The sequence below is a fragment of the Pseudomonas sp. BSw22131 genome (assembly GCF_026810445.1).
In the GTDB taxonomy this organism is placed as follows: Bacteria; Pseudomonadota; Gammaproteobacteria; order Pseudomonadales; family Pseudomonadaceae; genus Aquipseudomonas; species Aquipseudomonas huanghezhanensis.
Window position 1 is genome coordinate 4,820,006 of the sequence record NZ_CP113949.1, and the last position, 11,651, is coordinate 4,831,656.

Sequence of the window (11,651 nt, forward strand, 5' to 3'; positions counted from 1 at the left end):
TCTCTGCCGTCGCAACATCAGCAGCCATCCCCCAACGCTGCTGGTATGATGCGCCGCTTTTTACGACTACCTGATTTTGTGCAGCCTGTTTCGGCAGGCTGTGCTTTGCTGCTTTAGTCGATTCATTAATGGCGCGCACGCGTCACCGGGGAGCCACACATGCTGGAGCGGCTGTTTCAACTCAAGGCACATAACACTAATGTGCGCACCGAAATCCTCGCCGGGGTCACGACCTTCCTGGCCATGGCTTACATCCTGTTCGTCAACCCGAGCATCCTCGGCGAAACGGGCATGGACAAGGGTGCAATTTTCGTCGCCACCTGTCTGGCTGCCGCTATCGGTTCCACGGTCATGGGCCTGATCGCCAACTACCCCATCGCGCTGGCGCCGGGCATGGGCCTCAATGCCTTCTTCACCTATACCGTCGTGCTGCATATGGGTCATACCTGGCAAGTGGCGCTGGGTGCGGTGTTCATCTCGGCCGTGATGTTTTTCATACTGTCGATCTTTCGCATCCGCGAATGGATCATCAACAGCATTCCGCTGCCGCTGCGCTCTGCGATTGCGGCCGGCATTGGTCTGTTCCTCGCGCTGATCGCCCTGCACAACGCGCAAATCGTGGTCAGCAACCCCGCAACCATGGTCGGCCTGGGCGATCTGGCGAAACCTGCGCCGATCCTTGCCACCCTGGGCTTTTTCCTGATCGTGGCGCTCGAAGCCTTGAAAGTGCGCGGCGCTGTGTTGATCGGCATTCTGGTCGTGACCATCGTGTCGATCGTGGCGGGCTTCACACCGTTTGGCGGGGTCATGTCGATGCCGCCATCGCTGGCCCCTACGTTCATGCAGCTGGACATAGCGGGCGCGCTGAACATCGGTCTGGTGAGTGTGATCTTCTCGTTTCTGTTTGTTGATCTGTTTGATAACTCAGGGACGCTGATCGGGGTTGCCAAGCGCGCTGGCCTGATGGGCAAGGACGGCCACATGCCGAAAATGGGCCGTGCGCTGATCGCCGACAGCACCGCCGCCATGGCCGGTTCCCTGCTGGGCACCTCGACCACCACCAGTTACATCGAATCGGCTGCCGGCGTCAGTGCCGGAGGGCGCACCGGCCTGACGGCCATTGTTGTGGCGATTCTGTTTTTGCTGGCGCTGTTTTTCGCGCCACTGGCGGGCAGCGTTCCGGCCTTCGCAACGGCACCTGCACTATTGTTCGTCGCGGTGTTGATGACCTCGGGGCTCGCGGAAATCAACTGGGACGACATCACCGAAGCCGCGCCAGTGGTGATCACAGCCCTGGCAATGCCCTTCACCTATTCCATCGCCAACGGCATCGCGTTCGGTTTCATCGCATGGACGGCGATCAAGCTGCTGTCGGGTCGCGGCCGTGAGTTGAATTCAGCGCTGGTCATTCTTTCGATCCTGTTTGTGATCAAGCTAGGCTTCTACCCATGAGTTCCCAATTCGACCCCTCAAGCTACAGCGTCCAGCTCGATGAAAAAGCCGCCCGCCTGCGCGAATTGCTGACGCCGTTCGATGCGCCCGAGCCTCAGGTGTTCGATTCGCCTACATCGCATTACCGCCTGCGCGCCGAATTTCGCCTATGGCGTGATGATGGCAAACGTCATTACGCGATGTTTGCGCCGGGCAACAAGCACACGCCGATTCTGATCAATGAGTTCCCCATCGCCAGCCAGCAGATCAACGCGCTGATGCCGGTCTTGCGGGAACGCTGGGAAGCCAGCAAAACCCTGAACCACAAGTTGTTTCAGGTGGATTTCCTGACCACGCTGTCGGGCGACGGCATGATTACGTTGTGCTATCACCGGCCGCTGGACGATGGCTGGAAAGTTGAAGCCGAGCAGTTGGCGGCGGAGCTGAAGGTCAGCGTGATTGGCCGTTCCAAGGGGCAACGGCTGGTGATTGGTCGCGATTACGTGACGGAAAAACTGGACGTCGCCGGTCGCACGTTCACCTATCGTCAGCCGGAAGGCGCTTTCACCCAGCCCAACGGCAGCGTGAACCAGAAAATGCTGAGCTGGGCGTATGAAGCGCTGGGCCAGCGTGACGACGATTTGCTGGAACTGTATTGCGGTAACGGCAACTTCACCCTGCCGTTGGCAACACGGGTCCGTAAAGTGCTGGCGACCGAGATCAGCAAGACTTCGGTCGCTGCCGCACTGAGCAACCTGGCGGACAATGCCGTAGATAACGTGTCACTGGTGCGATTGTCCGCCGAAGAGCTGACCGAAGCGCTGAATGATGTGCGTCCGTTCCGGCGTCTGGCGGGCGTGGACCTCAAGCGCTATGACTTCGGCAGCGTCTTCGTCGATCCGCCACGCGCAGGCATGGACCCGGACACCTGCGAGCTGACCCGTCGTTTCGAACGCATTCTTTACATCTCTTGCAACCCGGAAACCCTGGCGGCCAACATCGCGCAGTTGCACGACACACACCGTGTCGAGCGCTGCGCGCTGTTTGACCAGTTTCCGTACACGCACCACATGGAATCAGGGGTTCTGCTGGTACGCCGGTAAATCAGCGATACGACGGCCTCATCGCGAGCAAGCTCCCTCCCACGGATTGCGCGGTGGCTCCATCTCAACCTGTAAGCGCGAACTCATTCGCGCGGCGTCGGTTCTGATTCAAACGGCCTTCAGCCCGCCTCGCCAGCAAGTTGGCTCCAGGATTGTGAATGGCACGCCAATCCTTGTAGGGGTTGACGAGCCCAGGCGAGGCCGCGATGCAATCTGTCTGACCCGACGCAATCGCCGCCTCGCCCTGGCTCATCAGCGCCTGCAAAGGCGATCCATTGCCCGCCGCTAATCATTAAATTTCTGACAGCTGCGACAATCTGGGGCAGCTCTGCGGTATAAACATCGGCCGTCTTGCCCTGCAATGGATGCCCTGTCTTGAGTCCCGAATCTTCTACGCCTGGTGCCAGATCAACCTCCGGCAGTGCGCTGCGTCAGCCCGGCTTTCTGGCTTTTCTGACGGCGCGTCTGGCCGCTGTTTTCGCCATGCAGATTCAAGCGGTAGTGGTTGCCTGGCAGGTGTACGACATGACCCGCGACCCGATGTCGCTGGCGTATGTCGGGCTCGCGCAGTTCATCCCCATGCTGTTGCTGCTCATGCCGGCGGGCGATCTGATCGACCGCTACGACCGCAAGCTGATCCTGACCATCAGTTGGCTGGTGCAAGGTTGTTGCAGCCTGGCACTGATGCTGTTTTCCATCACACAGCATCAGGACACTCGCCTGATCTACGCCGCACTCGCGGTATTCGGTTGCGCCCGGGCGTTCACCGGCCCGGCGCTGCAAAGCCTGCTCCCGCAAGTGGTGCCCCGCGAACAACTGGCATCGGCAATTGCGACCAACAGCATGATCATGCGCATCGCGACCATCGCCGGGCCTCTGGTGGGAGGTGGTTTATACGCACTGGGCGGTGGCGGCCTGACCTACAGCGTGTGCCTGGCAAGCTTCGTCACGGGCGCCCTTTTACTGACCCGCGTGCCCGTTATTTTCGCCGAGAAGAAAATGGCGCTGGAGTCCACCGCGTGGAAGCGCTTCACCGCTGGCATCCTGTTTATCCGCTCTCGTCCGATCATTCTCGGCACCATCTCGCTGGATCTGTTCGCGGTACTGCTGGGAGGCGTTGTGGCGCTGTTACCGGTCTACGCCCACGAGGTGTTGCACCTGGGGCCGCAAGGACTGGGCGCGTTGCGCAGCGCCATGAGCCTGGGTGAAGTAAGCACCGGGTTGTACCTGAGCATGCGTCCACTGGATCGTAATGTCGGCCTGACGATGTTCATTGCGGTGGCGGTGTTTGGCGTTGCCAATCTGGTATTCGCGCTGTCGACGCTGTTCTGGCTGTCGTTGCTCGCCCTGATGATCGCAGGCGCGGCAGACATGGTCAGCGTCTACATCCGCTCGACACTTGTGCAGTTCTCGACGCCAGACAACATGCGCGGCCGGGTCAACGCGGTGAATATGCTGTTCATCGGCTCATCCAACGAACTGGGCGAGTTCCGGGCTGGCAGCAGCGCCGCACTGTGGGGCGCGGTGCCTGCCGCAATCATTGGCGGGGTGTGCACGTTGAGCGTGGTGGGCGCGTGGATGGTCGGGTTTAAAGCGCTGCGTCAGGTGAATCACTTTGCCGACGCATCGCCCAAAGACGTGACCGATGAACAGACCGCGCGGGTTTAGCATCGGTACAAGCGCGCTCCAACAGGCGCCTCAAAGCGCTTTGATCTGCCCGATCCCCAGCGCAGGCATTCCCTCGCCTATGCCGTTTTCAAGCGGTGCACCAAACGCGTCCAGGCTGATCTGGAAACGATCCCCCGGACGAGTTTTGACCCCGTCGGCAAACGACAGCGTGGCTGTGCCAAAGTAGTGAATGTGCACGTCTCCGGGCCGCAGAAACTGCGTGTACTTGAAGTGGTGATATTCAAGATTGGCCAGGCTGTGGCACATGTTGTCTTCGCCACTGAGAAACTCCTTCTCCCAGATCACCTCGTTATTGCGGGTGATGCGGCTCATGCCGGACAGATGGCGCGGCAACTCGCCCACGCGCATTTCCGGGCCGTAGGCGCAGAAACGCAGCTTCGAATGGGCCAGGTACAGGTAGTTGCGGCGCTCCATGACGTGATCGGAAAACTCGTTGCCCAACGCATAACCCAAACGACATGGCAGACCGTCGTCACCGATCACATAGAGCCCGGTGAGCTCGGGTTCTTCGCCGGCGTCTTCGGCAAACGCAGGCACCGGAAAATCACTGCCGGGGCGCACGACAATGCTGCCATCGCCCTTGTAAAACCACTCAGGTTGCGCGCCCACCTGGCCTGCCGCAGGTTTGCCGCCTTCAATGCCCCACTTGAAAATCTTCATGGTGTCGGTCATACCGGCTTCGACCTCGCCGTCATGCTGGTGCATTTTGTCCCGTGCGGCGGCGCTGCCGAGGTGAGTCAGGCCAGTGCCGCTGATCAGGCAATGGGCTGGGTCTTCGTGGTCCAGTGGCGGCAGGATCTGTCGGTTTTGCAAAAGCGCAGCGTAGTCCGGGCCTGCTTCTGTGCCGCGCTTGCTGACTTCTTCCTGCAGGCTGTGTTTCGCACGAATAGCTGACAGCGCGAGTTCGCGGGTGCTGGCGGTGGCCTTCACGACGCTTAACTGCGAACCCTCGACAACGCCGACCTGGCGCTGGCCGTGGGTGTTTTCAAACTGAATCAGGCGCATGGGCCGGATCTCCGTAGATGTGGAATGCGATCTAGCTTCTGCCCGGCAGAGTCAGAGGCTCGGTTACTCGATGATGTTGAATTCGCTCAGGTACTCGTCGGAGATCTCAAGGCCCAGGCCCGGCAGGTTGTCATCCAGCTGGATGAAGCCGTTGACCGGCTGTGGCTCGCCCTTGAATACGTAGTAGAAAAGCTCGTTGCCGACTTCGACGTCGAATACCGGGAAGAACTCGGCCATCGGCGAGGCGGTGGTGGACATGGTCAAGTGGTAGTTATGCATCTGGCCAGCGTGCGGGATGACGGGCACCGACCAGGCCTCGGCCATGGCGTTGATCTTGCGCGCGGCGGTGATGCCGCCCACTCGGTTGGTGTCGTACTGGATCACGTCGACGGCGCGGCGTTCGAGCATGTCCTTGAAGCCGTAAGAGGTGAACTCATGCTCGCCGCCCGAGATCGGCATGATGCCCATCTTCTTAAGCTCCACATAACCTTCCAGGTCGTCGGCAATCACCGGTTCTTCCAGCCAGCGGGGCTCGAATTCAGCGAGTTTAGGCAACATGCGGCGGGCGTATTCCAGCGTCCAGCCCATGTAGCACTCGAGCATGATGTCGATGTCCGGCCCGGCGAGCTCACGCAGCGCACGCACTTGTTCGATGTTTTTGCGCATGCCGGCCGGGCCATCTTTCGGACCATAACCGAAGCGCATTTTCATCGCGGTGAAGCCCTGGCTCAGATAACCCTGAGCTTCTTCAAGGAACAGATCGAGGTTGTCGTTGGCATAGAGCTTGGAGGCGTAGGTCCAGATTTTTTCCTTGGTGCGCCCCCCCAGCAATTTGAAAACCGGCTTGTTGACCGACTTGCCCATGATGTCCCAGATGGCGATGTCGATGGCCGAAATGGCGGCCATGCCGATGCCTTTACGCCCCCAGGCATGGCTCTGACGGTACATCTTCTGCCAGATGTATTCGTTGTCGAACGGGTCTTCGCCAATGGCAATCGGAGCAAGGTAGGTGTCGATGATTTCCTTGGCGACGCGCGGTGCCAACGCGCAGTTACCGATGCCGACGATACCGTTGTCGGTCTCGACCTCGACCACCAGCCAGCCGTGAAACCGAAACGAGCCCATGGCATCACCACGTTCGAAAAGGATGTCGCTGGCGTTGGTGCAGAAGTGTGCCTGCGGCGGAACGACTTTGCCTTTCCACTCGAATACGCGGGTACGGATTGCTTTGATTTTCATGAGGACGGTTCCTTTATTGCCAGTGAATCCTGCGCGGGCGGGACTGGCTTTTTGTAGTTGTTTATTCGTTTCGCGTGTCCCGCACCGCAGGGCAGTTCGCGAGTCGATGGGAAGACTTTGCCAGCGCGGCCGGGCCCGCCGCTAATCACTTATGCGTATCCAGTGATAGCCACAGGTGATCGGCACGAAGAGTTCGTTGAGCTCGGGGTTATAGGAACGCTGCTTTTCTGTAGCCCACTTGTTGGCGAGAAATTTCGAATCGCATTCCCATCAGAAGCCTCGAGAACAAGCGCGCTCCTACAAAATCACAAGCAAAAAAAAGCCGCAGAACGCTCAACAAAAGCGTGCTGCGGCAAAAATGTGTTCGTACTCAAGTATTTGAAATCAGACGTTGCTCTGCCCCATGCGACAGGCGATTTCGAAGGCCTGACGAATCGCCCCTACATTGGCTTTGCCCTGCCCGGCGATGTCGAAAGCCGTCCCGTGAGCGGGCGTGGTGATCGGGATCGGCAAGCCGCCCTGCACCGTCACGCCACGGGAAAAGCCCATCAACTTGATCGCGATCTGGCCCTGGTCGTGGTACATCGTCACCACCGCGTCGAAGGCACTGGCATCGCCCTGCACTTTCAGGAAAATCGTATCGCCCGGATACGGCCCATCCGCAAGAATGCCTTGGGCCTGAGCGGTCTTGACGGCCGGCCCGATGATGTCGATCTCTTCGCGACCGAACGAGCCGTTATCGCCGTTGTGAGGGTTCAGGCCACAGACACCAATGCGCGGCGCCTTGAGGCCGTTGCGCTTGAGGGCATCGTCGATCAGGACGATGGCTTCCATCACTCGCGGCTGGCTGAGCATCCCCGGCACTGCCGACAGCGCGACATGGGAGGTCACGCGGGACGTCCACAGATTGTCCAGCACGTTGAATTCGCAGAACGGCCCGGTGAACCCCAACAGCTCGGCAAACCAGTGCAGCTCATCGTTGTGCGCCATGCCCGCCATGTGCAGCGAGGTCTTGTTCAATGGCCCGAACAGCACCGCGTTAGTAGTTTTGGCGGCGGTCAGTTCCACCGCGATTTTCAGCGTATCAAGACAATATTGCCCTCCGATGGCGCTGGCCTCGCTGCGCAGAAAATCGCCAACCGCGCTGCCACGAACGTTGTAGAACAGCGGCGTGTCGTCACTGAAGACCAGGTCATCAAGGGAATGGATCGGACGATAGGGAAACTCAAGCCCGGCGATGTCCATGCCACGGCGCATTTCAGCTTCATCGGCGATCAATATCACCTCGGCCTGGCTGCGCACTTCGGCGCTGGATAATAGGCGTGCGATCAATTCAGGGCCGATACCGGCAGGGTCGCCGAGAACCATCGCGATACGTGTTTTGTTCATGCCTCACTCCTTAACTGTTCTCGCCAGGGCTGCTCGCTGACGCATGGCTCACAACGGTAGATGCGTTGCGCGTTGCTGTAGAAAAGGCGTTCCTGATCGGCGCGCGGCAGATCACGAACGATGTGTTTGAAGCCGCTGTAGATGTCATCGAACGAGCCGCACAGGCTGTCCACCGGAAAGTTGCTGGCGAACATCGCCCGGCCGGCGCCAAACATGGCGATGATTTCCCGCACGATCCAGGCGTTGTCCTCGGCCCGCCACGGTTTGCCGCGCTGCCCCAGCCCGGAAATTTTCACCACCACGTTGGGTTGCTCGGCCAGTCGCGACATCGCGGCGTGCCAGCCCACTAAGCCTTGGGGGCTGCGGTCGGAGGGCAAACCTGCGTGATTAAGGATCAACGTGATGTGGGGAAAGTCCCGCGCCAGTCGTTCGGCTTCTGGGAGGTTCCACCAAGGGGTTTGCAGATCGAAATGCAGCCCCAGCCGATGAAGCGCTGCGTAACTGCGGCGCCAGCCTTCGTCGCTCATCAAGGTCCGTTGCTGCCCGACCTGATCCGGAGAGGTCGGGCCACCCGGTTTGTGCCGCACGCTACGTACGCTCTTGAAAGCCGCTTGCTCGGTCAGCAGCGCTACGGCGTCCGGGCGATCCAGCCAGGCTTGTGCCACCACGGCATTAGGTACGCCGTAACGCGCGGCAATGGTCGCGATGAAGCGGGGTTCACCCAGCGGATCGGTGGGATCCCATTCGGTTTCGACATAAACCGTCTGCACCACCTGATGAATGCCCACATCCTGAAAATACTCAGGCGGCAGGTAGCGGCGTTTGATCGCCGTGTAATCCCCGTAACGAAACGGGACGTTCACCCCTTCCGAGAGCCACGGGTGATGGTTGATCTGTGGATCCCAGAAATGATGGTGGGCGTCGACGATCGGGCCATTCCAGAGGCTTGATTCAGACATCGCTCGCCTCCTGCGCGCCGTCCAGACTGATCAGCAACGTGGCGAGCACGAACAAGGCCGCGCAGATCGCGAAGAACGCCAGCACCGCCCCGAATCCGCCGAAGAACTGCAGGATCACTCCCACCAGGATCGGCACGAAGATGCCGCCAACGCTGCCGGCGAGGTTCATCACGCCGCCGATCAAACCAACGCGGGCCGGTGCCGCGAGTAAGGCAGGGAAGCTCCAGTACAAGCTGCCCCACATCAGGAAAAACGCGGTCATCGCCAAGAGTGCGACGGCGGCAAACGGATCGGTCAGCCGTGGCAGAAGCAACAGCGCGCCCAAGGCAATAACGCCGGAAAACGTCAGCAGGCCCTTGACCGCCAGGCCGCGCCGTACGCCCTTGCGGATCAGGCCGTCGCACAGAAAACCACCGGTCAGCGAACCCAGCGAGCCGCAGATGAAGATCACGAATGTCGCGAAGCCGATGCCCTTGATGTCGAAGCCACGAGCCTGGGACAGGTAGCTCGGCCCCCAGGTCAGCAGACCGAAATACACCATCGCCCAGCTCGAACGGCCGACCAGCAGACCGGTGAGTGAGCGCGCTGCGATGCCCAGCCCTTTGACCTTGGCGCGAGCGGCTTCGGCGGCCGGGGTTTCGCGTCCGGCGTTGATCTTCTCAAGCTCCGCCGCGTTGACCTGAGGATGAACCGAGGGGTCATCGCGCAAATACCGCCACGCCACAAGGCCCAAGGCGAGTGTTGCGACACCGGCGATGACAAACGCCATGCGCCAGGAGTCCAGCGACACGATCAGGTAAGCGATGATCAAACCGCCCAGCGCTACGCCGAGCGGGCTGCCGCTGTCCATCATGACCGCGCCCCGGCTGCGCTCGCTTGGCGCCAGCCACAGCGATATCAACTTGCCGCCCGAGGGAAACAAGGGTGCTTCTGCCGCCCCCAGAAACATTCGCGCAAACAACAGAGACGCACCGCCAGTGGCGAAGCCGGCAAGCACCTGAAATGTGCCCCACAACCCGGTTGACCACGTGATAACGCGGCGTGGACCGAAGCGGTCGATCATCCAGCCGCCCGGAATCTGCAGCAACGCGTATGCCCAGAAAAAGCTGCTGAGAATCAGGCCCTGCATGGCGGGCGTTAAGGAGAATTCTTTAGCGATGGTCGGCATGGCGATGGACAGCGAGACGCGGTCGATCAGGTTGACCATGGTGAGAACGAAGATGATGGCAAAGATGCGCCAGCGAACGGTGCTGGCTTTGGTAACCGCAGCCTGTGCAGGGCTTTTTGCGAAGGTCTCACCTGTTGCGGACAGGTGCACGTCGGCGCTGGTGCGAGCCATGGTGCGTACCTCGGTTTTCTTGTTTTTATGAGTCGGTGATCATCGGTTTGATCGCCGTGTCCGCGCAACGTGTCGATTACGCAGTGGGCTCACTATCGAAGCGCGGGCGATAACCGTCTAATCAAACCTGGAAATACGGTGATAGCCAGAGGATATAGCAGCACATCACTCTTGGAATGGGGCAAGCCTGCACGTTAGCTAATGCTGCGCTCAGAATTCGTAGCGAGTGAAGATAGATGCAGGAGCACGCTTGCCCGCGAAGCCGTTTGCCTCCAGCCCAATGCCAATCGGACACACCGCCATCGCGGCTAAGCGCGCTCCTACAAAGGGTACGTGAGCACGTCTTCCTATAACCCCAGGCTATCGGTGTATGTGATGTTTTGACTAGACGCCGCAGCCGCTCTTTCACACACTCGGGTCAAGGTTCGCCGCATGCAGGTGTGGACGAGTCACTCATAACAATTACAAGAACGAGGATCACCATGCCCATCGCATCCTTTGGACGCGCCTCCCGTTTGCTGCTCGGCTGCACGCTCCTGTGCGCCAGCGCGCTCCCTACCCTCGCCATGGCCTGGCAACCCGACAAGAACGTCGAAATCATCGTGGCAGGTGGACCCGGCGGCGGCACCGATCAACTGGGGCGGTTGATTCAGTCGATCATCAGCACCCACAAATTCCTCGACGTGAACACCATCGTTCTGAACAAGGGCGGCGGCAACGGTGCGGAGGCGTTTCTGGACCTGAAAATGTCCAAAGGCGATGCCGACAAACTGGTCATCGGCACCAACAACATCTATCTGCTGCCCCTGGTCTCCAAACTCGGCTACGAGTGGAAAGAGCTGACGCCCGTTGCAGCGGTTGCCGAAGACGACTTCATCCTCTGGACCTACAAAGACGCGCCCTGGAAAGACGCGAAGGGTTTCTACGACACGGTCAAAGCCGACCCATCAAAAATGCGAATGGGCGGCAGCCAGTCCAAAGACGTCGACCAGACCCTGACCCTGTTGCTGAACCAGACCACGGGCAGCAAACTCGTCTATATCCCGTTCAAGAGCGGCAGTGAAGCTGCGACGCAACTGGCCGGCAAACACATCGCCGCCAACGTTAACAACCCCAGCGAAAGCATCAGTCAATGGCGCGGCGATCAGGTGCAGCCACTGTGCGTGTTCAGTAAAGAGCGCATGGGCTACCCGGAAAAAGTCGCGGGCGACAAAGCCTGGGCCGATGTGCCCACGTGCAAGGAAGAAGGATTGGGCGTTGATCAGTATCGATTCCCACGCACGGTGTTCATGCCGGGCGACGTCAGTGATGAGCAGCGTGCCTTCTACACCGAGTTGATGCGCAAGGTCAGTCAGACGCCGGAGTTCAAGGCGTACGTGACGCAGAACGCGCTGGTGCCGACGTTCCTCGAAGGCGATCAGCTAACGGCCTACATCGAGCAGGACACCGCCCGTGTCACACCGGTGTTCAAAGAAGCCGGCTGGCTGCGCAACTGAT

General features: G+C 59.9%; 9 protein-coding genes. 4 read left to right on the forward strand and 5 right to left on the reverse strand.

Annotated features, from left to right (window positions below; translation table 11 throughout):
- The first annotated feature begins 159 nt into the window (after positions 1-159).
- The 3 genes from OYW20_RS21745 (at position 160) to OYW20_RS21755 (ending at position 4,202) form a co-directional block, all read left to right on the forward strand.
- Positions 160-1,452, forward strand: coding sequence for an NCS2 family permease (locus OYW20_RS21745; protein ID WP_268797962.1), 1,293 nt, complete (start codon positions 160-162; stop codon positions 1,450-1,452).
- Positions 1,449-2,534, forward strand: a complete 1,086-nt coding sequence (gene trmA, locus OYW20_RS21750; RefSeq protein ID WP_268797963.1) for a tRNA (uridine(54)-C5)-methyltransferase TrmA — start codon at positions 1,449-1,451, stop codon at positions 2,532-2,534. The genes OYW20_RS21745 and trmA overlap by 4 nt, the downstream gene beginning before the upstream one ends.
- Positions 2,535-2,909: 375 nt before the next feature.
- Positions 2,910-4,202, forward strand: a complete 1,293-nt coding sequence (locus OYW20_RS21755) for an MFS transporter (RefSeq protein ID WP_268797964.1) — start codon at positions 2,910-2,912, stop codon at positions 4,200-4,202.
- 30 nt (positions 4,203-4,232) lie between these two features.
- Here OYW20_RS21755 and araD1 read toward each other — a convergent pair whose 3' ends face one another.
- From araD1 to OYW20_RS21780, 5 genes are all read right to left on the reverse strand, one after another.
- Positions 4,233-5,228: an AraD1 family protein gene (araD1, locus tag OYW20_RS21760; RefSeq protein WP_268797965.1), complete on the reverse strand. Its 996-nt coding sequence runs from the start codon at positions 5,226-5,228 to the stop codon at positions 4,233-4,235.
- Between the two features lie 63 nt (positions 5,229-5,291).
- A complete protein-coding gene (locus OYW20_RS21765) occupies positions 5,292-6,467 on the reverse strand; it encodes an L-rhamnonate dehydratase (protein WP_268797966.1) in 1,176 nt (391 codons plus the stop codon).
- A 384-nt stretch (positions 6,468-6,851) separates the two neighbouring features.
- Complete coding sequence (locus OYW20_RS21770; RefSeq protein ID WP_268797967.1) at positions 6,852-7,856, reverse strand: 4-hydroxythreonine-4-phosphate dehydrogenase PdxA; 1,005 nt, start codon at positions 7,854-7,856, stop codon at positions 6,852-6,854.
- A complete protein-coding gene (locus tag OYW20_RS21775) occupies positions 7,853-8,815 on the reverse strand; it encodes an amidohydrolase family protein (RefSeq protein WP_268797968.1) in 963 nt (320 codons plus the stop codon). Before OYW20_RS21775 ends, OYW20_RS21770 begins: the two co-directional genes overlap by 4 nt.
- The gene (locus OYW20_RS21780; protein WP_268797969.1) at positions 8,808-10,154 is read right to left on the reverse strand and encodes an MFS transporter; all 1,347 of its coding nucleotides are present in this window, start codon (positions 10,152-10,154) and stop codon (positions 8,808-8,810) included. The genes OYW20_RS21775 and OYW20_RS21780 overlap by 8 nt, the downstream gene beginning before the upstream one ends.
- Positions 10,155-10,636: 482 nt before the next feature.
- On the opposite strand from OYW20_RS21780, the gene OYW20_RS21785 reads away from it, so the two are divergent.
- Positions 10,637-11,650, forward strand: a complete 1,014-nt coding sequence (locus tag OYW20_RS21785; protein WP_268797970.1) for a Bug family tripartite tricarboxylate transporter substrate binding protein — start codon at positions 10,637-10,639, stop codon at positions 11,648-11,650.
- The last annotated feature ends 1 nt before the right edge of the window (position 11,651 follow it).